Origin of the sequence: Aeromonas sp. QDB03 (assembly GCF_027707985.1) — a bacterium.
In the GTDB taxonomy this organism is placed as follows: Bacteria; Pseudomonadota; Gammaproteobacteria; order Enterobacterales; family Aeromonadaceae; genus Aeromonas; species Aeromonas hydrophila.
In genome coordinates this window covers 109,830-132,535 of sequence record NZ_JAPCJG010000008.1, presented here as the reverse complement: position 1 = coordinate 132,535, position 22,706 = coordinate 109,830, and the positions used below count along the sequence as shown (strand labels likewise).

25 protein-coding genes are annotated in these 22,706 nt (G+C 61.1%); 13 read left to right on the top strand and 12 right to left on the bottom strand.

The window, feature by feature from the left end:
- Positions 1-364 precede the first annotated feature (364 nt).
- Positions 365-682: a PTS system regulator TmaR gene (gene tmaR, locus PG900_RS18345; RefSeq protein ID WP_016352207.1), complete on the top strand. Its 318-nt coding sequence runs from the start codon at positions 365-367 to the stop codon at positions 680-682.
- Between the two features lie 216 nt (positions 683-898).
- Complete coding sequence (locus PG900_RS18340; protein ID WP_270831972.1) at positions 899-3,982, top strand: transglycosylase domain-containing protein; 3,084 nt, start codon at positions 899-901, stop codon at positions 3,980-3,982.
- An 85-nt stretch (positions 3,983-4,067) separates the two neighbouring features.
- Here PG900_RS18340 and yjgA read toward each other — a convergent pair whose 3' ends face one another.
- Positions 4,068-4,592 carry a ribosome biogenesis factor YjgA gene (yjgA, locus tag PG900_RS18335; protein WP_010635921.1) on the bottom strand — a complete coding sequence of 175 codons (525 nt, stop codon included), beginning with the start codon at positions 4,590-4,592 and terminating at the stop codon, positions 4,068-4,070.
- A gap of 113 nt (positions 4,593-4,705) precedes the next feature.
- On the opposite strand from yjgA, the gene pmbA reads away from it, so the two are divergent.
- A complete protein-coding gene (gene pmbA / locus PG900_RS18330; protein ID WP_011707624.1) occupies positions 4,706-6,049 on the top strand; it encodes a metalloprotease PmbA in 1,344 nt (447 codons plus the stop codon).
- A gap of 85 nt (positions 6,050-6,134) precedes the next feature.
- Here pmbA and murA read toward each other — a convergent pair whose 3' ends face one another.
- From murA to mlaF, 7 genes are read right to left on the bottom strand one after another with little or no spacing between them, the layout of a single operon-like run.
- Positions 6,135-7,391 (bottom strand): UDP-N-acetylglucosamine 1-carboxyvinyltransferase, encoded by a 1,257-nt coding sequence (gene murA, locus PG900_RS18325; RefSeq protein ID WP_011707623.1) that lies wholly within the window; start codon positions 7,389-7,391, stop codon positions 6,135-6,137.
- A gap of 17 nt (positions 7,392-7,408) precedes the next feature.
- Positions 7,409-7,666: a BolA family iron metabolism protein IbaG gene (gene ibaG / locus PG900_RS18320; protein WP_005306001.1), complete on the bottom strand. Its 258-nt coding sequence runs from the start codon at positions 7,664-7,666 to the stop codon at positions 7,409-7,411.
- Positions 7,666-7,938, bottom strand: a complete 273-nt coding sequence (locus tag PG900_RS18315; RefSeq protein ID WP_016352203.1) for an STAS domain-containing protein — start codon at positions 7,936-7,938, stop codon at positions 7,666-7,668. Before PG900_RS18315 ends, ibaG begins: the two co-directional genes overlap by 1 nt.
- Positions 7,935-8,567 (bottom strand): phospholipid-binding protein MlaC, encoded by a 633-nt coding sequence (gene mlaC, locus PG900_RS18310; protein ID WP_011707621.1) that lies wholly within the window; start codon positions 8,565-8,567, stop codon positions 7,935-7,937. The genes PG900_RS18315 and mlaC overlap by 4 nt, the downstream gene beginning before the upstream one ends.
- A 9-nt stretch (positions 8,568-8,576) precedes the next feature.
- The gene (gene mlaD, locus PG900_RS18305) at positions 8,577-9,068 is read right to left on the bottom strand and encodes an outer membrane lipid asymmetry maintenance protein MlaD (protein ID WP_011707620.1); all 492 of its coding nucleotides are present in this window, start codon (positions 9,066-9,068) and stop codon (positions 8,577-8,579) included.
- A gap of 7 nt (positions 9,069-9,075) precedes the next feature.
- A complete protein-coding gene (mlaE, locus tag PG900_RS18300; RefSeq protein ID WP_011707619.1) occupies positions 9,076-9,855 on the bottom strand; it encodes a lipid asymmetry maintenance ABC transporter permease subunit MlaE in 780 nt (259 codons plus the stop codon).
- Positions 9,855-10,655, bottom strand: coding sequence for a phospholipid ABC transporter ATP-binding protein MlaF (gene mlaF / locus PG900_RS18295; protein ID WP_011707618.1), 801 nt, complete (start codon positions 10,653-10,655; stop codon positions 9,855-9,857). The genes mlaE and mlaF overlap by 1 nt, the downstream gene beginning before the upstream one ends.
- A gap of 207 nt (positions 10,656-10,862) precedes the next feature.
- Here mlaF and PG900_RS18290 point away from each other — a divergent pair, with 207 nt between their 5' ends.
- The 10 genes from PG900_RS18290 to npr all read left to right on the top strand — a co-directional run bounded on the left by PG900_RS18290 (position 10,863) and on the right by npr (position 17,677).
- Positions 10,863-11,858, top strand: a complete 996-nt coding sequence (locus PG900_RS18290) for a KpsF/GutQ family sugar-phosphate isomerase (RefSeq protein ID WP_073351984.1) — start codon at positions 10,863-10,865, stop codon at positions 11,856-11,858.
- Positions 11,858-12,412 carry a 3-deoxy-manno-octulosonate-8-phosphatase KdsC gene (kdsC, locus tag PG900_RS18285; RefSeq protein ID WP_270831970.1) on the top strand — a complete coding sequence of 185 codons (555 nt, stop codon included), beginning with the start codon at positions 11,858-11,860 and terminating at the stop codon, positions 12,410-12,412. Before PG900_RS18290 ends, kdsC begins: the two co-directional genes overlap by 1 nt.
- Entirely contained in the window at positions 12,409-12,969 is a 561-nt protein-coding gene (gene lptC / locus PG900_RS18280) for an LPS export ABC transporter periplasmic protein LptC (RefSeq protein ID WP_016352199.1), read from the top strand. Before kdsC ends, lptC begins: the two co-directional genes overlap by 4 nt.
- Positions 12,956-13,483, top strand: coding sequence for a lipopolysaccharide transport periplasmic protein LptA (gene lptA / locus PG900_RS18275; protein WP_016352198.1), 528 nt, complete (start codon positions 12,956-12,958; stop codon positions 13,481-13,483). The genes lptC and lptA overlap by 14 nt, the downstream gene beginning before the upstream one ends.
- A gap of 3 nt (positions 13,484-13,486) precedes the next feature.
- Positions 13,487-14,212: an LPS export ABC transporter ATP-binding protein gene (gene lptB, locus PG900_RS18270; protein ID WP_011707613.1), complete on the top strand. Its 726-nt coding sequence runs from the start codon at positions 13,487-13,489 to the stop codon at positions 14,210-14,212.
- 65 nt (positions 14,213-14,277) lie between these two features.
- Positions 14,278-15,717, top strand: a complete 1,440-nt coding sequence (locus PG900_RS18265; protein ID WP_011707612.1) for an RNA polymerase factor sigma-54 — start codon at positions 14,278-14,280, stop codon at positions 15,715-15,717.
- Between the two features lie 21 nt (positions 15,718-15,738).
- On the top strand, positions 15,739-16,026 hold the full coding sequence (hpf, locus tag PG900_RS18260; protein WP_005305957.1) for a ribosome hibernation promoting factor: 288 nt from the start codon (positions 15,739-15,741) through the stop codon (positions 16,024-16,026).
- A gap of 2 nt (positions 16,027-16,028) precedes the next feature.
- A complete protein-coding gene (ptsN, locus tag PG900_RS18255; protein WP_005305951.1) occupies positions 16,029-16,475 on the top strand; it encodes a PTS IIA-like nitrogen regulatory protein PtsN in 447 nt (148 codons plus the stop codon).
- A gap of 42 nt (positions 16,476-16,517) precedes the next feature.
- On the top strand, positions 16,518-17,384 hold the full coding sequence (gene rapZ / locus PG900_RS18250; RefSeq protein ID WP_011707611.1) for an RNase adapter RapZ: 867 nt from the start codon (positions 16,518-16,520) through the stop codon (positions 17,382-17,384).
- Between the two features lie 20 nt (positions 17,385-17,404).
- The gene (gene npr, locus PG900_RS18245) at positions 17,405-17,677 is read left to right on the top strand and encodes a PTS phosphocarrier protein NPr (protein WP_005305943.1); all 273 of its coding nucleotides are present in this window, start codon (positions 17,405-17,407) and stop codon (positions 17,675-17,677) included.
- A 15-nt stretch (positions 17,678-17,692) separates the two neighbouring features.
- Here the strand turns inward: npr and PG900_RS18240 are convergent, their stop codons facing one another.
- The 4 genes from PG900_RS18240 to PG900_RS18225 form a co-directional block, all read right to left on the bottom strand.
- The gene (locus PG900_RS18240; RefSeq protein WP_270831969.1) at positions 17,693-19,597 is read right to left on the bottom strand and encodes a BglG family transcription antiterminator; all 1,905 of its coding nucleotides are present in this window, start codon (positions 19,595-19,597) and stop codon (positions 17,693-17,695) included.
- 104 nt (positions 19,598-19,701) lie between these two features.
- Entirely contained in the window at positions 19,702-20,442 is a 741-nt protein-coding gene (gene dagF / locus PG900_RS18235) for a 2-dehydro-3-deoxy-phosphogluconate aldolase (protein ID WP_043126797.1), read from the bottom strand.
- Positions 20,442-21,557: a DgaE family pyridoxal phosphate-dependent ammonia lyase gene (locus tag PG900_RS18230; protein ID WP_270831966.1), complete on the bottom strand. Its 1,116-nt coding sequence runs from the start codon at positions 21,555-21,557 to the stop codon at positions 20,442-20,444. Before PG900_RS18230 ends, dagF begins: the two co-directional genes overlap by 1 nt.
- Complete coding sequence (locus PG900_RS18225) at positions 21,541-22,680, bottom strand: amidohydrolase/deacetylase family metallohydrolase (RefSeq protein ID WP_270831965.1); 1,140 nt, start codon at positions 22,678-22,680, stop codon at positions 21,541-21,543. The genes PG900_RS18230 and PG900_RS18225 overlap by 17 nt, the downstream gene beginning before the upstream one ends.
- Between the last annotated feature and the right edge of the window lie 26 nt (positions 22,681-22,706).

Here is a 22,706-nt window from a genome sequence, read left to right as displayed (position 1 = left end):
TCAGAAGTGAAACGCGGTAGCGCCGATGGTAGTGTGGCATTCGCCATGCGAGAGTAGGACACTGCCAGGCACCCAATACAAGAAACCCCGCTCATCTGAGCGGGGTTTTTTATTGCCTGAAATTCGCCTTATCTCACCCCTGATATATCCCTTCGGATGGAGAGTCTGCACTGCTTTCCACTCTGTTGTTCACTCGGCTCTCTCGTGCCGAAACCCGGCGTCAGCCCTGCAATTAGGGTTGTATCTGCCTCATAACTCGGTAGAGTAAAGGCATCTTGGGTTGGCCCGTACTCTCTCATGTTGGTTTCTTTAGTACGGATGCAACTTGGCCTGCTTTTATCAACCTTACGTCAGTGGTATCGATATGGAACAAGTAAACAAGTCCACCTTCAGCGATGTACTGGAATATGTGCGTATGTCCCGTCGTCAGAACAAACTCAAGCGTGAAATTGCGGACAACGAGAAGAAGGTCCGTGACAACCAGAAGCGGGTGCTGCTGCTCGACAACCTGAGCGACTACATCAAACCGGGTATGAGCATCGATGAGGTGCAAGCCATCATCGCCAACATGCGGGCTGATTATGAAGAGCGTGTGGACGACCACATCATCAAGAATGCCGAGCTGTCCAAAGAGCGTAAAGAGCTGAGCACCAAGCTCAAGGCGATGAGTTCCAGCAAATAAGCCTGCTCACTGTCTTCTCAAAACACCGGCCATAGGCCGGTGTTTTGCTTTCTGTCATCAGCTCGGATCTCTCACTGCACTGCAACAATCGGCTCCCCTTTTTATGATCGCCCTGTTACCATCACTACAAAGCGGTCAATAGTTTTCAAGCCATTGACTTGAAACGACTAAGCTTGAGTGAAACACAATAAATTGCGCAACCATGGTGGGGCTGATATGGGCGCATCAGAACAGACGGATTTGAACAAAGTGGCATCTCAGGATTCATCTGTCCCAAGCGTGGACGGCAAGTACAAGCGCAAGCGTCGTTCCTGGTGGCGCTGGTTGTTCTGCTTTTTCTTTTTGCTGTGCCTGGCTGCGGTGATTGCTCTGGTCGGTTATGAGATGCAGACTTCCCGCCTGCAATCGCAGGAGATCTCCCGCTATGCGGCCAAGCTGACCTATCAGGTCGAACCGGGCCCCAGCAAGCAGATTGCCTTCCCCGAAGACGGTCCCTTCGACAAGCGGCTCGGTTATGTACTGTTGCCCATGATGCAGGAGCGCTTGCTGCAACGGGGTTATCAGGTCAGCGAGCAGGTACATTTCTCCGACGCCTTGTATGACTATGCCAGTCGCGGCTTTTTCGTGCCTTATACCGAGAAGGTGCAAGCCGGCCTGACTCTGCACGACTGTCGGGCGGAACCCTTCTATCAATTCAAGTATCCGACCCACTATTACCCGGATTTTGCCTCCATCCCGCCGCTGGTGATCCAGTCGCTCTTGTTCATCGAGAACCGCGACCTGCTCAGCAATGAGCAACCGCTGGCCAACCCGGCCGTGGATTGGCCCCGTTTTGCCAAGGCAGCCATGTCGCAGGTCGGCAAGGCGCTCGATATGCAGGATCAATCGGCCGGCGGCAGTACGCTGGCGACTCAGGTTGAGAAGTATCGCCACTCGCCGGATGGCCTGACGCTGTCACCCACCGAGAAGATCCGCCAGATGGCCTCCGCCAGTGTACGGGCCTACCGGTTGGGGCCCAAGACGCTGGAGGCGCGCAAACTGGTTGCCTGGGCCTATCTCAACTCGGTACCGCTCTCTGCGGCTCCCGGCTATGGGGAGGTGCACGGCCTGGGGGATGGTCTCTGGGTATGGTTTGGCGCCAATGTGGACGAGGTAAACCGGCTGCTGGATCCTGCGCGCAACCAGGATGCTTCGCTGGCGGAGCAGGGCCTAGCGCTGCGCCAGGTGGTCTCGCTGATGATTGCCCATCGCCGCCCCTCCTACTATCTGGCGCAGGGGCGCGATGCACTGGCGACCCTGACCGACAGCTATCTGCGGCTGTTCGTACAGGAGGGGATGATCACGCCGCCGCTGATGGAAGCTGCGCTGAAAGCCAAGATCTCGTTCCGCGATTTCCTGCAGTCCCCGGCGGTGACCAAGGTCAACAACAACAAGGGCCTGCAAGTTGCCCGTACCCGTCTGAGCCGTCAGCTCGGGGTGCAGCTCTATGATCTGGACCGACTCGATCTGACGGCTGATACCAGCCTCAACATGCCGTTGCAAAACGAGGTCTCTCGCTACCTGCAGCAGCTGGCCGATCCAACGTTTGCTGCTCAGGTAGGGCTGTTTGGTGAGCGCCTGCTCTCGCCGGAGAAGACGGGAGACGTGAAGTACAGCTTCACGCTGTTCGAAAAATCCCCGCAGGGCTTCAAGGTGCGGGTGCAGACCGACAACACGGATCAGCCGTTCGACATCAACGAGGGCAGCAAGCTGGAGCTGGGGTCAACCGCCAAGCTGCGGGTGTTGACTACCTACCTGGAGATCGTCTCCGAGCTGCACGACAACTACGCGGACATGTCGGCCGAGAGCCTGCGCAAGATCGAGGTATCGGAGCAGGACAACATCAGCCGCTGGGCCGTCTCCTACCTGATGAGCGCCAAGGACAAGAGCCTGCCACCCATGCTGGAGGCGGCGCTGGATCGCAAATACTCCGCCAGCCCGAACGAGGGATTCTTCACCGGCGGTGGCATGCACACCTTCAACAACTTCCGGCGCGAGGACAATGGCCGCATCCCGGCCATTCGCGACGCGCTGCGTGAATCCATCAACCTGCCCTTCGTGCGTCTGATGCGTGACATCGTCCGCTACAGCCTCTACCGGGAGGGCAACCGTGCCCAGTTGCTCAAGGATGACAAGGATCCGCGCCGTACCGAGTATCTGGCCAAGTTTGCGGATAAAGAGGGGCAGACCTATCTGCTGCGCTTCTGGCGCAAATACCGTGGCAAGACTGCGGATGAACAGCTCGATACCTTCCTGGATGGTCTCAAGCCCAGCGCCGTGCGCCTGGCTGCCGTACATCGCTACCTGATGCCGGATGCGTCGCAGGAGACGTTCGCTGCCTTCCTGGCGAAGCGCCTGCCGCGGGAGAAGCTGAGCGATCGTCGTATCGAGCAGCTCTATACCAGCTATGGTCCCGGCAAGTATTCACTGCCGGATCAAGGCTATATCGCCCGGGTGCACCCGCTGGAGCTGTGGCTGCTCTCCTATCTCAAGGAGTTCGACAAGGCAACCTTCGCCGATGCCGTCGAGGCGAGCCGGGACGAGCGGCAGGAGGTCTACAGTTGGCTGTTCAAGACCCGCCACCGTAGCGCCCGCGACAGCCGGATCCGCACCATGCTGGAGGTCGAGGCCTTCCTCGACATCCATCAACGTTGGGCCAGACTGGGCTATCCGTTCGATCATCTGGTGCCGTCGCTGGCAACGGCCCTGGGCAGTTCGGGCGACCGCCCTGCTGCGTTGGCCGAGTTGATGGGGATCATCCAGAACGGCGGCATTCGTGCGCCGACCCTGCGCATCGAGCATCTGTCGTTTGCCAAGGGCACGCCGTTCGAAACCGAGTTCCAGCCAGCGCAGACCGAGGGGACCCGGGTGCTGCCGGTCGAGGTGGCCACCGCGCTGCGCAACGCGCTGTCGAAGGTGGTGGAAGGGGGCACTGCCAGACGCATTGCCGGTGCCTTCGCCCTGCCGGACGGTACCGTGCTGCAGATGGGGGGCAAGACGGGGACGGGCGACAACCGGATTGAAACGGTCGGTCGCTACGGCAACGTGACCAGCTCGCTGGCTCGCAACCGGACCGCCACCTTCGTCTTCTATCTGGGAGAGGATCACTTCGGTACCCTGACGGCCTATGTGCCGGGCAGCCAGTCCGACAAGTTCCGCTTCACCTCGGCCCTGCCGGTGCAGGTGCTCAAGGGGATGGCCCCGCTGCTGATGCCGTATCTGCAGCCTGGTACTCATACCCAGTGCATGGCGGGCAGCTGACAGTTGCAGCGACACGAAAACGGGGCCATATCGGCCCCGTTTTATTTGTACTACTCATCGCCGGTCGGCGACGGTGAGTCATCACTTACAGCAGATCTTCGATCTCGCCGCGCAGATACTGGTACATCTCGCGATAGGCCACCGGCGGCTTGTTCAGCTCCCGCTCCTTGTTGGCGGTGCGGATCAGCTGGCGCAGCTTCTGGCGGTCCAGTTCGTGGAACTGGGACATCAGCTCGTTGAGGGCGCTGTCGCCTTCATTGATCAGCCGCTCACGCCACTGTTCCAGCCGGTGCAGGCGGGCGTTTACGGTGGAGTGGCGATTCTTGATGATGGAGAGCGCCTCGACGATGGGCTCCACATCGCGGCTGCGCATCAACCGGCCGATGAACTGCAGGTGGCGACGGAAAGACTCGTCCTTCTTCGGCTTGAGCTTGCGGCCCAGCTCGACCGCTTCGGCCAGCTCTTCATCCAGCGGGATCTTTTCCAGCTCGCTGTGGCTGAGGGAGACGATCTCTTCCCCCATCTTCTGCAAGGCTTCGGCATCGCGCTTGAGCTGGCTTTTGCTGGGGCCCCAGTCTTCCCACTCGTTGTCGTCTTGATATTGACTCATCGGTCTCTTGATTCCTGTCATTCACGTTTGGTGGATATGTTACCAGCTTCTCCCGCTGGGCGCAGGGGTCTGATATGCTTAGCCCCTTTCCTTCCTTCATACAGATGTGAGTTATGGATCAGCAAGACCAAATCCGCCAGGATCAAGCCCATCTTGAAGCCGTAGTTGCCGAGGCCCTGGAGATTGCCAAGGGACTGGGCGCCGGGCTTGCCGAAGTCTCCATCAGCAAGCAGACCGGGTTGTCGGTGAACACCCGGGGTTGTGAACTGGAAAGCATCGAATTCAACAAGGACGGTGCGCTCGGCATCGCCGTCTATCGCGATGGCTGCAAGGGTTCCTCCTCCACCACGGATCTGAGCCCGTCGGCCATTCGTGCCGCCGTCGAAGCGGCCATGGAGATTGCCCGGCATACCTCGCCGGATGCCTGTGCCGGTCTGGCGGACGCCGAGCTGCTGGCCTGGGATGCCCCGGATCTGCAACTGTGTCATCCGATCGAGCTGGATCCGCAGCGCGGCATCGAACTGGCCATCGAGTGTGAGCGACTGGCGCTGGGCCGCGATACCCGCATCAAGCACTCCGACGGCGCCGGTTTCTCCAGTCACCTCGGCATCAAGGTGTACGGCAACAGCCATGGCTTCGTCAAAGGCTACGCGGCATCGCGCAACTCCCTGAGCTGCGTGCTGATCGGCGAGCAGGACGGCGACATGCAGCGCGATTACGGCTACTCCTCCAGCCGTACCCTGGACGGGCTCTGGAGCCCGCAGCGCATCGCTGACGAGGCGGTGGAGCGCACCCTCTCTCGCCTGGGTGCCCGCAAGATCAGCACTCGCCACGCTCCCGTGCTGTTCCATCCCGATACGGCGGCCGGTCTGTGGGGTCATCTGGTGATGGCCATCAGCGGTGGCAATCTCTACCGCAAGTCGAGCTTTCTGCTGGACAAGCTGGGCAAGCAGATCCTGCCCGAGTGGCTCACCATCCAGGAGTTCCCCCATCTGCTGGGGGGGCTCGCCAGCACCCCGTTCGATGGCGAAGGCGTGCTGACCCGCGACATGGACATAGTGCGCAATGGCGAGCTGATGAGCTGGCTGCTTACCTCCTACTCCGCCCGCAAGCTGGGGCTCACCACCACGGGCCACGCCGGCGGCATCCACAACTGGCAGGTTTCCAGCACCGGTCAGGATTTCAATGGCATGCTCAAGGAGATGGGCACCGGCCTGCTGGTGACCGAACTGATGGGGCAGGGGGTCAACATCGTCAATGGCGACTACTCCCGCGGCGCTGCCGGTTTCTGGGTGGAGAATGGCGAGATAGCCTATCCGGTCGAAGAGATCACCATCGCCGGCAATCTGGCCGAGATGTTCAGCCATATCGTGGCGGTGGGCAGCGACGAAGATGAGCGCTCCAGTCTCAAGACTGGCTCGGTGCTGGTCGAGAGCATGAAGCTGGCCGGTCACTGATCCCGGCATCAGCGGATTACCGCCATGAAAAAGGCCCCTCGCACAGCGAGGGGCCTTTTTGTATCGGCGTGCTCAGGGGCGGCAATCAGCCCTTGATGCGCTCGATACGGCCGCCAAGGCCTTGCAGCTTGTGCTCGATGTCTTCGTAGCCACGGTCGATGTGGTAGATGCGATCGACGATGGTGGAGCCTTCGGCGACGAAGCCGGCCAGCACCAGACTGGCGGAGGCGCGCAGATCGGTTGCCATCACCTGGGCACCCTTGAGCTGCTGGGTGTCGCGGCAGATGGCCACATTGCCCTGCAGTTCGATGTCGGCGCCCATCCGTACCAGCTCGGGGACGTGCATGAAGCGGTTCTCGAAGATGGTCTCGGTGACCATGCCGGTGCCCTTGGCCACCGCGTTCAACACGGTGAACTGGGCCTGCATGTCGGTCGGGAAGGCCGGGTAGGGGGCAGTCTTGATGGTGACCGGCTTGAGGGTACGGCCAGTCATGTCGAGGGTGATCCAGTCTTCACCCTTCTCAATCAGGGCGCCAGCCTCTTCCAGCTTGACCAGTACCGCTTCCAGCAGGGTCGGGTCTGTCTTGCGGCAGGTAATCTTGCCGCCGGTGACCGCTGCGCCCACCAGGAAGGTACCGGTTTCGATACGGTCGGGCTGGACGCTGTAGCTGCCGCCATGCAGACGCTCGACACCGTCGATGGTCAGGGTGTCGGTGCCCGCGCCCTGGATCTTGGCGCCCAGCGCGTTGAGGAAGTTGGCCAGATCGACCACTTCCGGCTCGCGGGCGGCGTTTTCGATCACGGTGCGGCCGTCAGCCAGGGTGGCGGCCATCATCAGGTTCTCGGTACCGGTGACGGAGACCATGTCCATCAGGATGTGGGCACCCTTCAGGCGGCCGTCGACACGAGCCTTGATGTAACCATCCTCGATGGCAATCTTGGCTCCCATCAGCTCCAGGCCGTGCACGTGCAGGTTGACCGGACGGGCACCGATGGCGCAGCCACCGGGCAGGGAGACGTCAGCCGCGCCAAAGCGGGCGGCCAGCGGGCCCAGTGCCAGGATGGAGGCGCGCATGGTCTTCACCAGCTCGTAGGGGGCGACATGGTTGTTCACCGCGCCGGTCAGCACGGTGACGTTGCCGTTCACCTTGGTGGTGGCGCCCAGCATCTCCAGCAGCTTGATGGTGGTGCCCACGTCTTTCAGGCGCGGCACGTTGGAGAGGTGGATCTCCTCATCACACAGCAGGGTGGCGAACAGGATCGGCAGAGCGGCGTTCTTGGCGCCAGAGATGGTCACTTCGCCGTTGAGAGTACAACGACCATCGATCTTGAATTTGTCCATTTACGTTTGATACCAAATCAGGAGGGCAGTAGGAATTTACGTTCGCGTTTCCACTCGGCATCGGTAAAAGCCTTGATGGAGAGTGCGTGAATGGCGTTGCTGGCGATCTTGTCCATCAGCGGGGCATAGATGGCCTGTTGCTTCTTGACCCGGCTCATGCCGTCAAACATGTCGCCGACGGCGATCACTTGGTAGTGACTGCCGTCCCCTTTGACATGGACTTCGGACAATGGCAGAGCCTCGAGGAGTATCGCTTCAATTTCAGAGACTTGCATTATGCGTCCTCAGTTGTGAGCGGGGTTGACTGAAACAATCCGGCCACCCCGTAGAGGTTGGCCAGGGTATAAAAATCAGTGGAGGCGCCCACCAGTTGCGGTGTGGCGCCTCGTGCCAGAGCGGCTTTGGCCCATTTGACCAGCAGGGCAAGCCCTGCCGAATCCAGGGTGGTGACGTCGCCGAGCTCGATCTGGTCTTCCTGCCACCAGTCGGCCCGCCGTTGCCACAACTCAACGACCTGGGCCGCCTGCAGCTCGCCGCTCAGTCTCATTTCTTGAGCACCAGCGGCTTGGCATTGTGGGCGCGCAGCTGGGCGATCACCGCATCGATGCCGTTCTGGCGAATGAGGCCGCCCAGCTCGTTCTGCTTGGCAGAGAGCAGGCTGATCCCTTCGGCGACCATGTCGAAGGCTTTCCACTCGCCGGTCTTGTTGTTCTTGCGCAGCTTGAACTCGAGGAAGATGTCCGGCTTGCCGGCCTCTTTCACGCTGACGTTGACGGCGGTGATGTTGCTGTCACCGGCGGCCTTGCCCGGCTCGACCTTGACGGTCTGCTTGTCGAAATGGGCCAGGGCGTCGGCGTAGGAACTCACCATGTACTCGGTGAACACCTCGACGAAGGCGTCACGCTGGGCCGGAGTGGTCTGCTTGATCTGGTTGCCGAGCACCTTGTAGGCGGCGAAGCGGTTGTCCACGTAGGGCAGCAGCTCTTCGCGGATGATCACTCGCAGGTGATCCGGATTGCTCTTCACCTGGGCCTGATCGGCCTTCAGGCGGGCGAAGGTCTGCTTGGCCGCCTGATCCACCAGGGCATAGGGGTCGGTGGCATCGGTGGCTTGTGCGGTCAGGGAAAACAGCATGCTGGTCATCAGGCCCAGCAGCAGGGCGATCTTCTTGAACATGGTTACTCCTTACTTGCTGTCTGATTTGGTGTCGGAAGACTGGCTGTAGAGGAACTTGCCAATCAGGTCTTCCAGCACAATGGCGGATTTGGTGTCTTCAATCATGTCGCCATCCTTGAGCATGCTGGTGCCCATCTCCTCATCGGTAAAGCCGGGCATCAGGCCTATGTACTGCTCGCCGAGCAGCCCCGAAGTCAGGATGGAGAGGGTACTGGTCTCGGAGAACTCACCGGCGCTCTTCTGCATCTGCAAAGAGACGATCGGCACCTGGCTCTTGGCGTCCAGAGTGATGTCGCTGACCCGACCGACGACCACACCGCCCACCTTGACCGGTGAGCGCACTTTCAGGCCGCCGATATTATCGAAATGGGCGCGCAGGGTATAGGTTTCTCCTTCCGGTTTGAAACTCAAACCTGCCACTTGCAGTGCCAACGCCAGAATGGCACCGATGCCGGCCAGCATGAAAGCGCCAACCAGGAATTCTACTTTGCTGAACTTCATCTTTACCTTATCCAAACATGACTGCGGTGAGTATAAAATCCAGGCCGAGCACGGCCAGGGAGGAGTGGACCACGGTACGGGTCGTGGCCTGACTGATCCCGGCCGAGGTCGGCTTGGCATCATAACCGTTAAAGAGCGCAATCCAGGTGACCACCAGAGCAAAGATCAGACTCTTGATAGCCCCCTGCATGATGTCATCCTGCCAGTCGACGGAGGCTTGCATGGCGGACCAGAAGCTGCCTTCGTCCACCCCCAGCCAGTCGACACCGACCAGCTTGCCGCCGAAGATGCCGATCAGGCTGAACATGAAGGCCAGCAGCGGCATGCTGATGACCCCGGCCCAGAAGCGCGGCGCGACGACCCGGCGCAGTGGGTCCACCGCCATCATCTCCAGGCTGGAGAGCTGTTCGGTGGCCTTCATCAGGCCGATCTCGGCGGTGAGGGCCGAGCCGGCGCGGCCGGCAAACAGCAGCGCGGTCACCACGGGGCCCAGCTCCCGTAGCAAGGAGAGGGAGACCAGCGGCCCCAGACTCTGCTCGGCACCGAAGTCTTTCAGTACGTTGTAGCCCTGCAACGAGAGCACCATGCCGATGAACAGGCCCGACACCAGAATGATGGCGACCGACTGCACCCCGACCACATACAACTGCTGCACCAGCAGCGGGAAGTGCTTGCGCGGTGCGGGTTTACCCGCCAACGCGTGAAACAACATGATGGTGGCGCGGCCGATGGCGCTGATGAATCGCACCCCACTTCGCCCCAGTTTGCTTACCTGGCTTGTCAACATCAGAGATCCTGTAGCAGGTCGCCTGCCGGAAAATGAAACGGAACAGGACCGTCGGGCAATCCTTTCAGGAACTGCTCGACCTCGGGATTGTGCTCCTCGCGCAGCTGGGCCGGCGTGCCGTGCGCCACCACCTTGCGGTTGGCGATGATATAGGCGTAGTCGGCAATGCTCAGCACCTCTTTCACGTCGTGGGTGACGATGACGGAGGTGATGCCGAGGGCATCGTTCATATCCTTGATGAGCTTCACCAGCACCGCCATGGTGATGGGATCCTGGCCGACGAACGGCTCGTCATACATGATGAGGTCCGGATCCAGCGCGATGGAGCGGGCCAGCGCCGCGCGCCGGGCCATGCCGCCGGAGAGCTCGGACGGCATCAGTCTTGCCGCGCCGCGCAGGCCGACCGCCTGCAGCTTCATCATGACGATGGTGTGGATCAGCTCCTCGGGCAGGCCGGAGTGCTCGCGTAGCGGGAAGGCCACGTTGTCGTACACCGTCATGCCGGTAAACAGGGCGCCGCTCTGGAACAGCATGCTCATCCGCTTGCGCACCTCGTACAGGCGCGAACGGGAGAGGGTGGGGATATCTTCCCCGTCAAACAGGATATGACCGGATTCGGGCTTGAGCTGGCCGCCGATCAACCGCAGCAAGGTGGTCTTGCCGATGCCGCTGGGGCCCATGACCGCAGTGACCTTGCCACGGGGAATGGTCAGGTTTATCCCGTCGTATAACAGCCGATCTCCGTGACTGAAGGTCAGGTCGGAGATGGTGATCAGGTCATCGTTCAAACAATTGTCCATCCGGTGTAAATGAAGAGCGAATTTTATGGGCTAGTCTAGGTCTAAGCAACAGCAAGGAACAACTATTGAACAGCCTGCCTGTCCAGACGCGCGACAGTTTTTTGTAACCAATTGTCTCTCTTTTCAGGTCGGGAAGTATCCGATTCGCTTATCTCGACAGACTTTTTTATAATCCCGCAGCAAATTTCAGCCCGGAGCTGTGCTTTTATGTCTGTAAAGTCTGAAAAAGTGTCTGAACTGTTCGATTTTCGTCGCAGCGCCCGTACCGTGCTGGACATCGAGAAACAAGCGATTGATGGACTCTACCAGTACCTGAACGATGCCTTCGATCAGGCGTGCGAGATGATACTGCGCTGCAGTGGCAAGATAGTGGTTACCGGCATGGGCAAGTCAGGTCATGTCGGAAGCAAGATTGCGGCCACCCTGGCCAGCACCGGCACTCCCGCCTTCTTCCTCCATCCGGGTGAAGCCAGCCACGGTGATCTGGGGATGATCTCCGGCGGCGATCTCATCATCGCCATCTCCAACTCCGGCGAAAGCGACGAGATCCTGGCCCTGTTGCCAGTGCTCAAGCGCCGCGGCATCCCGCTCATCTGCATGACCGGCAACCCGGTCTCCACCATGGCGAAAGAGGCCAACGTGCACCTGTGCATCAAGGTAGAGAAAGAAGCCTGCCCGCTGGGGCTGGCACCCACGTCCAGCACCACTGCGACTTTGGTGATGGGCGATGCGCTGGCGGTGGCCCTGCTGGAAGCCCGCGGCTTTACCGCCGACGATTTTGCCCTCTCTCACCCGGGCGGTTCCCTTGGCAAGCGACTGCTGCTGCGGGTCGGCGATCTGATGCACAGCGGTGAGCTGTTGCCCCAGGTGGGGATAGATGCCACCATCAGCCAGGCACTGCTGGAAGTGAGCCGCAAGGGGCTCGGCATGACGGCCGTGGCCGATGCCGATGGCCGTCTGGCTGGCCTGTTCACCGACGGCGACTTGCGCCGCATTTTGGACCTGCAGGTGGATATCCACCACACCCCGATCAGCCGCGTGATGACGGTCAACTGTGTTACCGTGGGACCGGAGATGATGGCAGCCGAGGCCGTCAAACTGATGGAAACCAGAAAGATCAACGGATTACTGGTTGTGGATGGCGACAAGCGCCCGCTGGGTGCCTTCAACATGCACGACCTGCTGAAAGCCGGAGTAATTTGATGCAAAACGTACCGACCCTCTATGGTCCGGTGACGCGCAGCCAGTTTGAGAAGGCGGCGCAGATCCGCCTGCTGGTGTGCGATGTGGACGGGGTGCTCTCCAACGGCCTCATCTACATGGGAAATGACGGCGAAGAGCTGAAGACCTTTTGTACCCGCGACGGTGCCGGTATGCGCGCGCTGCTCAACGCCGGGATCGAGATTGCCATCATCACCGGGCGCAACTCCCGTATCGTCAGCGATCGGATGAAGAGCCTGGGGGTGCAGCACCTGGTACAGGGGGCGGATCAGAAGCTGCCCCACTTCGAGGCGCTGTTGACCAAACTGGCACTGACCCCGGAGCAGGCAGCCTACATTGGCGATGACACCATCGATCTGCCGGTGATGCAGGCCTGTAGTCTCGGCATCGCCGTGGCCGATGCCCATCCGCTGGTGCTGGCGCGGGCCGACATGGTGACCCGGCTGGCCGGTGGTGTGGGCGCGGTGCGCGAGGTGTGCGATCTCATTTTGCAGGCCCAGGGGCTGGGTGACTATCAGCCAGAGGCCTCGGTATGAGCAGACAGACCCTGTTGTTCGCCCTGCTGTTCCTGGTTGCGCTGGCCGCCTGGCAGCTCGGCGACATCGAGCTGGCGCCGGAGCCGACCACCAAGGTGGAGAATTATCAGCCGGACTTCACCGCCAAGAATCTGGTGACGACCCGCTTCGATGTCGAGGGGCGTCGCACCGAGCGGCTGGAGTCCCGCTATGCGGAGTACTACCAGATCCTCGAGCAGGCCACTTTTGACAAGCCGGTGGTCTACATGTTCGACAAGCAGGGCGAGCCCGAGTGGAAGGTCACTGCCGATACCGGCGTGCTCAACACCGATGACAACGTGATCCTGCGGGACAAGGTACATCTGGACGGCTTGTTGCCCACCTCTTTCATCTCCACGCTGGATACCCCCTATCTGGAGCTGGATCTGGTGACCCAGAACGTAAGAAGCAATCAGCAGGTCAGCATAGTGGGTAAGGATTTCCAGACCGAGGGCGTCGGCCTGAAGGGTCATCTGGAACGCAAATATTTTGAATTACTGGATCAGGGCCATGCCATCTATTTCAATGAAAAACGCTAATCTGGCCCTCGCGGCCCTGCTGCTGTGCGGCACCGTGAGCGCCAAAGAGTCCGACTTTGCCGAGAAGGTCTATGTGGATGCGGTCAAGCAGGTGGCCGAGATGCAGGACAACCGCATCACCTTCGAGCAGGATGTGACCATCACTCAGGGCACCATCAAGATCAAGGCGGACAAGGTGGTGGTGATCCGCTCCGGCGAGAAGGGTGCCGAGGTGATGACGGCCTATGGCAAGCCTGCCACCTTCTTCCAGATCCTGGACAACGGCAAGCCGGTCAATGCCCATGGCAACAGCATCCGCTATGAGCTGAAGAACCGCTTGGTGACCATCACCGGCAACGGTCAGCTCAAGCAGGAAGACAGCCAGGTCAATGGCGACCTGATCCGTTACGACATCGTCAAACAGAAGATGATTGCCGAGAGCAAGACCCCGAACCAGCGGGTCAAGACGGTGTTCCTGCCGGATCAGGTAGAGAATTTCGACAAGCCGGCCGATCAGAAGAAGCAGGGAAAATAAACCATGGCAGTGTTGAAAGCAGCCGGCCTGCAAAAAAGTTACAAGCGCCGCATGGTAGTGAGCGATGTGAGCCTGGAAGTGGGTACCGGCCAGATCGTCGGGCTGTTAGGGCCGAACGGCGCCGGCAAAACCACCTCCTTCTACATGATCGTGGGGCTGGTACAAAGCGATGCCGGCCTCATCACCATCGATGATCAGGACATCAGCCTGCAACCCATGCATATCCGTGCCCGCAACGGCATCGGCTATCTGCCGCAGGAAGCCTCCATCTTCCGTCGCCTGTCGGTGTTCGACAACCTGATGGGGGTGATGCAGACCCGCAAGGGGCTGAGCCGCGAAGAGCGGGAGGACAAGGTCCAGCAACTGCTGGAAGAGTTCAACATCACCCATATCCGTGACAGCCTGGGGCAGAGCCTGTCGGGCGGGGAGCGGCGCCGGGTCGAGATCGCCCGGGCACTGGCTGCCGAGCCGCGTTTTATCCTGCTGGATGAGCCGTTTGCCGGGGTAGACCCCATTTCTGTGATAGACATCAAGAAGATCATCCAGCATCTCAAAGATAGGGGCCTGGGCGTCTTGATCACCGACCACAACGTCAGAGAGACTCTGGACGTATGTGAGAAGGCCTATATCGTCAGCCACGGCAAGATGATTGCCGAAGGTGCACCGGCCGACATACTGGCCGACGAACAGGTCAAGCGCGTCTATTTGGGCGATCAATTCAGTCTATAGTAAGGGGGCATCTCTTCATTTCCTGTGACGACTGCCTCGCTGAACATAAGGATATCCCGACGTAGATGAAGCCGACATTACAGTTGCGTCTCGGCCAGTCCCTGACCATGACGCCGCAATTACAACAAGCGATTCGTCTGCTCCAGCTCTCCACTCTGGAACTCCAGCAGGAAATTCAGCAAGCGCTCGACAACAACCCCTTGCTGGAGCAAGAGGAAAATGATGTGCAGGAGACCAGCCCGGAAGAGCCGGTCGATGCCAGCCAACTCGACTCCAGCGATGCTATGTCCCAGGACAACATGCCGGACGAACTGCCGGTAGATACCACCTGGGAAGAGGTCTACTCGGCTGGCACGGCCCAGAGCGCGGGCCCGATCCACGACGGCGAAGACAGCATCTATCAGGGCGAAACCACCGAAAACCTGCAGGATTATCTGCTGTGGCAGATGCGCCTGACGCCGTTCAGCGACGTGGATGCCGCCATCGCTCTCGCCATCATCGACGCCATCGACGAATCCGGTTATCTGACGGTGTCGCTGGAGGATATCCAGACTGCGGTAAGCAGCGAGGATGTCGAGGTGGAGCTCGATGAAGTGGAGGCCGTGCTCAAGCGAGTGCAGCATTTCGATCCTGTCGGCATCGCCGCTCGCTCGGTGCAGGAGTGCCTGCTGATCCAGCTGGGCCAATACTCCCCGGACCTGCCTTGGCTCAACGAGGCCAAGGAGGTGATCCTCGAGCACATGGACTTGCTCGGCAATCGCGACTACCGCACCCTGGCGCGCAAGACCCGGCTCAAGGAGAGCGACCTCAAGGAGGTGCTGGATTTGATCCAGCAGCTGGAGCCGAGACCCGGCAACGGCGTCATCCAGAGTGAATCCCAGTACGTGATTCCGGATGTTTCCGTGGTCAAGAAGGGCAACAAGTGGGTGGTCGAGCTCAATCCGGACTCGGCCCCGCGCATCCGGGTCAACGAGACCTATGCCGCCATGGCCCGTCAGGCTCGCACCAGCCAGGATACCCAGTTCATCCGCTCCCACCTGCAGGAAGCCAAGTGGTTCATCAAGAGCCTGGAGAGCCGCAACGACACCCTGCTCAAGGTGGCCAGCTGCATCGTCGAGCAGCAGCAGGGCTTTTTCGAATACGGTGAAGAGGCCATGAAACCCATGGTGCTCAACGACATCGCCGAAGCGGTGGAGATGCACGAGTCGACCATCTCGCGGGTCACGACCCAGAAGTACATGCATACACCGCGCGGCATCTTCGAACTGAAGTTTTTTTTCTCCAGTCATGTCAACACGGAGGGAGGAGGAGAGTGCTCATCGACCGCAATTCGCGCGCTCATCAAGAAGCTGGTCACGGCGGAGAATCCCGCCAAGCCGCTAAGTGATAGCAAGATCGCGGATTTGCTGGCCGAACAGGGTATTATGGTGGCGAGACGCACGATCGCAAAGTACCGTGAATCCTTGTTGATCCCGCCATCCAATCAGCGCAAACGCCTGGTTTAGGCAAAACAAAAGGAAGACGTTATGCAAATTAACCTGACCGGACACCATGTCGAGATCACCGAAGCTCTGCGTGATTATGTGAACAACAAATTTGCCAAACTCGAGCGTCACTTTGACCACATCAACAATGTTCATGTGGTGTTGAGCGTAGAAAAACTGAACCAGATCGCCGAAGCCAAGCTGCATGTCAGCGGGGGTGAGGTGTTCGCCAATTCGCAGCATGCCGACATGTACGCTGCGATTGATACCCTGCTGGACAAGCTGGATCGGCAGATCATCAAGCACAAAGATAAGTTAAATCAAAAATAACCATGCAACTTGAACACATACTGAGTCGGGACTGCACCAAAAGTGCGGTCCCTTGTACCAGCAAGAAACGCGCCCTGGAGATCATCAGCGAGTTAGCCGCTGAGCGTCTGGGGACCTCTCGTCAGGTACTCTTCGAGTGCCTGCTGGCGCGAGAAAAAATGGGCAGTACCGGGATCGGTGCCGGTATCGCCATTCCCCACGGCCGGATCGGCGACGAGTTTCCGCCGACCGCCATCCTGATGACCTTCGCAGAGCCGATCCCCTTCGATTCCATCGACAATCAACCGGTTGACCTGCTGTTCGCCCTGCTGGTGCCGGAAAGCGAGTGCAAGCAGCACCTCAAGACCCTTTCCCTGATGGCATCCAAACTGGGCGACAAGGCGGTATGCCGCCAGTTGCGCCAGGCAACCAGTGACGAAGAACTCTATCAGATCATGACATCGGCCTGAGATGCAGGCCCTTGCAATGACGCCAAGCGGTGAGGGAACAAGATGCAATTAATAGTGGTGAGTGGGCGCTCCGGCTCGGGCAAGACAGTTGCCCTGCGTGTGCTGGAGGATCTCGGTTATTACTGCGTGGATAACCTGCCGGTCAACCTGCTGCCCCAGCTGATCGTCTCGGTCGAGAGCCAGTATGACAAGCTGGCGGTCAGCATCGACGTGCGCAACCTGCCGGCGAGCCCGGACAAGCTGGAAACCCTGCTGGCCCAGGTTCGCAACGAGGGGCGGGTGGAGTTCTCGAGCTTCTTCTTCGATGCGGAAAACTCCACCCTGCTCAAGCGCTACGGCGAGAGCCGCCGGCTGCATCCCTTGTCACGCAATCAGTTGTCGCTGGACGAGGCGATTCGGGAGGAGACCCACCTGCTGGCGCCGCTCTCCTCGACGGCCGACCTGCGCATCGATACCACCAACCTCAGCATTCACGACCTGAGCGAGCTCATCAAGACCCGGGTGCTCGGCAAGAAGGAGAACGAGCTGGTGCTGGTGTTCGAGTCGTTCGGCTTCAAGTACGGCATTCCCAAGGATGCCGACTTCGTGTTCGATGCCCGCTTCCTGCCCAATCCGCACTGGATCCCCGAGCTCAAACCCTTCACCGGCAAGGATGAGCCGGTGGCCCGCTACCTCTCCAGTCAGCCCGACGTGATGCAGTTCATCCTGCAGATCGAGAACATGCTGGCGACCTGGTTGCCTCACCTGGAGCGCAACAATCGCAGCTATGTGACGGTCGGCATCGGTTGCACCGGTGGCCAGCACAGATCGGTGTTCATTGCCGAGCAGCTGGCCGGCGCCTTCCGTCTGCTGGGCAAGAACGTCCAGATCCGCCACCGCACCCTCGACAAGAGTGCGCCGCAATTTTGATGGACCAATAGGAAGATCAGATGACCGTCTCAGCCTCGGTGGAAGTGAAAAACAAACTGGGCATGCATGCCAGACCGGCCATGATGCTGTTCGAGCTGGTGCAGGGGTTCGATGCCCACGTGTTGCTGCGCAATGAAGAGGGGGTCGAAGCCGACGCGGACAGCGTGATCGGCCTGTTGATGCTGGACTCCGCCCAGGGCAAGCAGGTGGAAGTTCAGGTGGAGGGGCCCGAGGAAGTGGAGGCCCTGGCCGCCGTGGTGGCGCTGTTCACCTCGGGCTTCAACGAGGAGTAACGCACCTCGGCATGCTCAAGGTGCGCTGCGTGCCAGCGCCTTGAAGGCTGCAAAATCCCGACAAGCCAGCAGACTCCTGCTGGCTTTTTCGTTCATCAGTGCCAGGAACAGGTCATAGAGCCCCATGGCCTCTTCGTAGTCGGCCTTGGCGATGGCCAGCACGAAGACGAGGGTAGCGCTCTCGCCGTTGCCCCAGTCGATCCCCTGCGGGGCCAGCACGGTATAGACCAGGGTGCGGCGCGCCAACAGGCCGAGGGAGTGGGGCAGGGCGATGCCGTCCCCCAGCATGGTGGAGACGATCCGCTCCCGCTCCTGCAACGATCCCCGAAAGCCGCTCTCCACCAGATCCTCCGCCTCCAGCTGGCTGCAGATGCGATCAAACAGCGCCGCCTGGCTAAGCGGCTCAGCGACCACCATGAAGTGGTCGGCATCGAAGTACTTGTCGAGTAGGTAGGGGCGGGTGCGATCGACCAGCACCAGTTTGCCGAGCTGCTCCAGCTGGTACTGGGTCGGGAAAGGGGCGACCTGCACCACAGGCACGTTCTTCTCGCCGGCCTTGACGGTGCTGATGACGAAGTCCTGCTCGATCCGCGCCAGCCCTTCGTAATCCCGTACCGACTCCAGCGTGGTCAGCTGCAACTGGGGATACTCCCGCTTGATGCGGGCCTCCAGCACCCGAAAAGTGGCGTTGCCCGCATCGCATAGCAGCAGCGCCTGGGGGCGGCGGGTGTAACCGATGTCGTAGTGACGCTCCAGTCCGACCCCGATGTGGATCACCAGATAGCCTATCTCGTGGTGGGTTAGCCGATAGGGAGTCTGCCTGATCCACTCCGAGATGGCTGCCAGCGTGATGTCGTAGGCGAGGGGGTAGTACTGCTTGATGTGGTCCGCCAGCGGATTGTGGCTGCCGATCTGGTATTTGACCCGCAGCAGCATGGCGCTGATATGGGTCTGCAGGTCGGCCCGCAGTTGCAGATCGCCGCGCAGGTCATAGGGGTAGTGCTGGTGGATGTAGGCCAGCAGATGCTCCACCAGCTGTTCGCTCTCGGCCGCCATGGCCGGGCTGAGCTGGGGGGCATCGGCGGTGAGGCGGGCCTGGATCTGGATGGCGAGGCAGGCTATCTCCTCCTCCTCCGGCGGGGTCAGGGTCGGCAGCTCGTCATAGATGTCGCGGGCAACCGCCAGCAGAGGCGCCGTGAGATCTTCGCTGGTGAATTGGCGCAGCTCGTGGCCGGCCGCCTGGCGCAGCAGGGCGACGGCGCAGTAGATGGCGAGCTGCTGCAGACTCTCATCGGCCAGGCGCAGCTGATGACGGCCGAGCTGCTCGTGGATGTGATTGCCCACTACCTCCAGCGTCTTGCTGGGGCAGAGGTTGGGCAGCAGGCTCTGCAGCGGGTTGCTGTGCAGCAGCTCCTGGTAAAGCAACTGGGTGAGGCAGGCGCGGATGGCCGTCTCGCCCCCCTGGATCCGCATCCCCTGCCTGGGTTTGCTGTCGATGGCGAGTCCGAAGTGGGCGAGCCGCTCCCGCACCTCCGCCATGTCCCCCTGTAGTGCCGCCCGGCTCAGATACCAGGTGTCCGCCAGCTCGTCGAGCTTGATGCCCTGCTCCGCCGTCAACAGCAGGATCTGCAGGTGCAGCACTCGCTCGCGGCTGGTGCGGGGCAAGCCGCTCTCCTGCTCCTGGGCCGCCAGCAGCGCCGCGAACAGTTCCTGATTGTAGATCTTGAGCTGGTAGCCGCTGCCGCGCTGGTGGATCAGGTGGGCGCCCCGGGTGGCGATGATCTCGTTCAGGGTCGCCACGTCGGTGCGCACTGTGCGGGTGGAGACATTGAGGCGGCGGGCCAGCTCCTCCTGCGGCAGCGGTTCGGCGTGGAGCAGAGTGAGCAGTTGATGGAGTCTGGGGTGGGGCAGCTTGATCATGAGGGGGGAACGGACTCCTGTCGCGGAATGAAAAATCGATGTTAACAAGCGGGTCATTAACAAGCCAGGCACCAGTCAGTGATCGGACCGGTGCCTGAGGGCTGTCAGGCCAGCAGCCGCTTCACCGTGGTCAGCAGGGTACGCACGTCCTCGGGACGGGTCTGACCGCTCGCGCTGTCGATGATGGAGCTGTAGATGTGGGGGATCACCTTCTCGACCCCGGCATCCAGCGCAATCCGCACTATCTCTTCGAAGTTGTCGAGATCGATGCCGCCGGTGGGCTCCAGCCAGAAACCGTGGCGAGCGCAGGCCTCGGCCACCGCCTGATACTCGGCGCGGCAGGCCAGTCCGCCCATGGGGAAGAACTTGACCGAGCTGCCGCCCATGTCCTTGAGCAGGGCGATGGCGGTGTCGATGGGGACGATGCCGTCGGGCTGCTGGCTACTCAGGGGGCCGGTGGAGATCTTCACCATCCCCGGGGTGCCGGTGGGAGAGACAAGGCCATTGACGAGGGTGTCAGACTGGCCGAGCAGCGCCCGGCTGGCGCCGACGCCGGTGAATACCTGGTTGACGTGCTGGGGCTGCAGCTGGCGAGCCAGCTCGGCCACCATGGCGGACTGGCGCGGATCGCCGGCCCCCAGCCCGATGGAGAGGGCGTTGTCGATAAGCTTGGCGTAGGCCTGCATGTCAGCGACGGCGGAGGGCACATCCGGGTAGTTTTTGGAGAGCACGCCGACCAGCACATGGCCCTCGGCGGCCTCATAAATGTCGACGGCATTCTGTCGGGAGCCGGCCAGCACGTTGAGGCAGACCCGATCGCGGTAGTAATTGGGAGTAAGAGACATCAGTTGTTCTCCTGAACGAGGTGGGCAATGGCGGTATGGATCTGGTCGAGCTGGGGCAGGGTGACGCTGCGCACGTCTATCTCGATGTGCCCCTCGTTGGCCTTGTAGCCACGGCAGTAGATGGCAGGTGTGCCCTGTTGCAGACGGCTGACGACCTGCACTGTGGTCATGCCGATCTGCTGGTGGTCGAAGGCGATGTCGGTGCGGGCGATGTCGCGCCCCGCGCTGTCCCACACCACCTTGGCACTGACGCCGGGCAACTGGTTGAGGCGCTCGATAAAGGGGGTCATCTTGGTGACCATGGCGGCGCCGCTCTCCTTCTCTTTGGCCAGGTAGCGCTCGATGGCGTGGGTGAGGCCGAGGATCCCCTCCTTGCCCACCTTCATGGCGCGACCGATGCCGTTGGCCTGCTGCTTGACCCACTCCACATACTGGCGCTTGCCGAGCACCAGCCCGCTGGTGGGCCCTTCGATGGCCTTGGCGCCGCTGTAGATGACCAGATCGGCCCCCTGGTTGTAGTAGAGACGCAGATCTTCCTCGGCTGCGGCATCGACGATGAGCGGGAGCCCGTGGGCCTTGGCCACCTCGGCTGCCTCGGCCACCGACAGAATGCTCTTCTGCACGCAGTGGTGGGATTTGATATAGAGGATGGCAGCTGTGTTGGCATTGATGGCGGCGGCCAGCTGGGCGGCAGAGCACTCGTTGGCATAGCCGGCCTCCACCACCTTGCCGCCACCCAGGTTGACCATGGTGCCGACCGGGGCGCCGAAGTTGACGTTGTGTCCCTTGGGCAGCACGATTTCGCTCGGCACACCGTGGGCATGGGCGTGCAACTGCTCGAGGCGGTAGGGGTCGCCGCGCACTATCACTGCGGCCACCGACTGGGCGATGCCGGCGCTGGCGCAGGAGACCACCACCGCATCTTCCACGTCCAGCAAGCCTGCCAGGTAGGCGCCGGTCTTGTTGACCAGATCCTTCACCTCGAAGTAGTGGCCGAGGCCGAAGTTGACCGCGTCGACCACCTCCTGCTCAGGGGTGGAGACGCCGAGAATGGTCATGCGTCCGGAGGCATTGATCACCGGTTTGAGCTGATATTTCTCATACACAGAAGGCATGGTGTGATTTCCCATAGTGAGTCAGAACCAGTTCGCCACCGACCAGGGCGGCGAGGGGTAGCAACTGCCGATCGCCATTGCGGGCGCCGGCTTCGGTATCGGTAAAGAGGGTGGGGCCGCTGCTCACCTCGAACAGGGTCAGGTCGGCATCGGCGCCCACCTCGAGTCGCCCCTTGCCGGGCAGACGCAGGGCATCGGCGGCATGGTGGGTGACGCAGGCGATCACCTGCTCCAGGGTCATGCCGATGGCGAGAAATTTCGACATCACGTGGGCCAGGCTGTAGACCGGTCCCTTGATGCGGTTCTTGCAGTAAATGTCGGAGCTGATGGTGCGGGGCAGGATCCCTTGGGCAATGGCCAGCTCCGCCACCTCGAAGCTGAAGCTGGCGCCGCCGTGGCCGATGTCGAGCAAGAGGCCCCGCTGCATCGCCTCACGCACCGCCTGGCGCAGTTCGCCGGCCGGGGTCAGGATGCGGTTGGGCTTGCCGTTGAAGCAGTGGGTCAGCAGATCGCCATCGCCCAGCAGGGCGACGATCTCGTCCAGATCCGGCGGCGTGTTGCCCACGTGTACCATCAGCGGCAGCCGGCCGTGGGCCTGTTGCAGTGCCTTGGCCATGCGTAGCGGCTGCAGGCCGTTCTCACCCACTACGCTGCCGCTCATCCGCGCCTTGATGCCGACGATGAAGCCGGGGTGGCGGCGGATGGCCGCCGAGGCGAGATCCATGTCGAGGTCCCGGCTGTCGGCCAGCTCGTTCTGGCGCAACAGGCCGATGCGGGAGATGTTGAGCAGGGCGTGCACTCGGGTCTTGCAGCCGGCGGCGAGACGCTGGAAGTCATCCACGTCGTCGGCCCCGGTGCTGCCGGCGTCGATGACGGTGGTGACACCGGACTCCACGCCCACCTTGTCCGGCTCATCGTGATAGATGGGGGAAGCGGGATAGCAGTGGGTGTGGCCGTCGATCCAGCCGGCGCTCACATGCACCCGGCCGCCGAGATCCAGGATCTGCTGCGCCGCGGTCGTCTCCGGCAGGGTGCCGATGGCGGCTATCTTGCCCTGCTGGATGGCGATATCGACGAGCTGGCCATCTCCCTGGCGTCCCGCTCTGATGATGATGTCGTACATGCTAGATGGCCTCTCGAGCGCCGCCC

Bases quoted from the DNA above. Each gene is read 5' to 3' on its own strand.
- tmaR (WP_016352207.1), top strand. From the start codon at position 365: ATGGAACAAGTAAACAAGTCCACCTTCAGCGATGTACTGGAATATGTG.
- PG900_RS18340 (WP_270831972.1), top strand. From the start codon at position 899: ATGGGCGCATCAGAACAGACGGATTTGAACAAAGTGGCATCTCAGGAT.
- yjgA (WP_010635921.1), bottom strand. From the start codon at position 4,592: ATGAGTCAATATCAAGACGACAACGAGTGGGAAGACTGGGGCCCCAGC.
- pmbA (WP_011707624.1), top strand. From the start codon at position 4,706: ATGGATCAGCAAGACCAAATCCGCCAGGATCAAGCCCATCTTGAAGCC.
- murA (WP_011707623.1), bottom strand. From the start codon at position 7,391: ATGGACAAATTCAAGATCGATGGTCGTTGTACTCTCAACGGCGAAGTG.
- ibaG (WP_005306001.1), bottom strand. From the start codon at position 7,666: ATGCAAGTCTCTGAAATTGAAGCGATACTCCTCGAGGCTCTGCCATTG.
- PG900_RS18315 (WP_016352203.1), bottom strand. From the start codon at position 7,938: ATGAGACTGAGCGGCGAGCTGCAGGCGGCCCAGGTCGTTGAGTTGTGG.
- mlaC (WP_011707621.1), bottom strand. From the start codon at position 8,567: ATGTTCAAGAAGATCGCCCTGCTGCTGGGCCTGATGACCAGCATGCTG.
- mlaD (WP_011707620.1), bottom strand. From the start codon at position 9,068: ATGAAGTTCAGCAAAGTAGAATTCCTGGTTGGCGCTTTCATGCTGGCC.
- mlaE (WP_011707619.1), bottom strand. From the start codon at position 9,855: ATGTTGACAAGCCAGGTAAGCAAACTGGGGCGAAGTGGGGTGCGATTC.
- mlaF (WP_011707618.1), bottom strand. From the start codon at position 10,655: ATGGACAATTGTTTGAACGATGACCTGATCACCATCTCCGACCTGACC.
- PG900_RS18290 (WP_073351984.1), top strand. From the start codon at position 10,863: ATGTCTGTAAAGTCTGAAAAAGTGTCTGAACTGTTCGATTTTCGTCGC.
- kdsC (WP_270831970.1), top strand. From the start codon at position 11,858: ATGCAAAACGTACCGACCCTCTATGGTCCGGTGACGCGCAGCCAGTTT.
- lptC (WP_016352199.1), top strand. From the start codon at position 12,409: ATGAGCAGACAGACCCTGTTGTTCGCCCTGCTGTTCCTGGTTGCGCTG.
- lptA (WP_016352198.1), top strand. From the start codon at position 12,956: ATGAAAAACGCTAATCTGGCCCTCGCGGCCCTGCTGCTGTGCGGCACC.
- lptB (WP_011707613.1), top strand. From the start codon at position 13,487: ATGGCAGTGTTGAAAGCAGCCGGCCTGCAAAAAAGTTACAAGCGCCGC.
- PG900_RS18265 (WP_011707612.1), top strand. From the start codon at position 14,278: ATGAAGCCGACATTACAGTTGCGTCTCGGCCAGTCCCTGACCATGACG.
- hpf (WP_005305957.1), top strand. From the start codon at position 15,739: ATGCAAATTAACCTGACCGGACACCATGTCGAGATCACCGAAGCTCTG.
- ptsN (WP_005305951.1), top strand. From the start codon at position 16,029: ATGCAACTTGAACACATACTGAGTCGGGACTGCACCAAAAGTGCGGTC.
- rapZ (WP_011707611.1), top strand. From the start codon at position 16,518: ATGCAATTAATAGTGGTGAGTGGGCGCTCCGGCTCGGGCAAGACAGTT.
- npr (WP_005305943.1), top strand. From the start codon at position 17,405: ATGACCGTCTCAGCCTCGGTGGAAGTGAAAAACAAACTGGGCATGCAT.
- PG900_RS18240 (WP_270831969.1), bottom strand. From the start codon at position 19,597: ATGATCAAGCTGCCCCACCCCAGACTCCATCAACTGCTCACTCTGCTC.
- dagF (WP_043126797.1), bottom strand. From the start codon at position 20,442: ATGTCTCTTACTCCCAATTACTACCGCGATCGGGTCTGCCTCAACGTG.
- PG900_RS18230 (WP_270831966.1), bottom strand. From the start codon at position 21,557: ATGCCTTCTGTGTATGAGAAATATCAGCTCAAACCGGTGATCAATGCC.
- PG900_RS18225 (WP_270831965.1), bottom strand. From the start codon at position 22,680: ATGTACGACATCATCATCAGAGCGGGACGCCAGGGAGATGGCCAGCTC.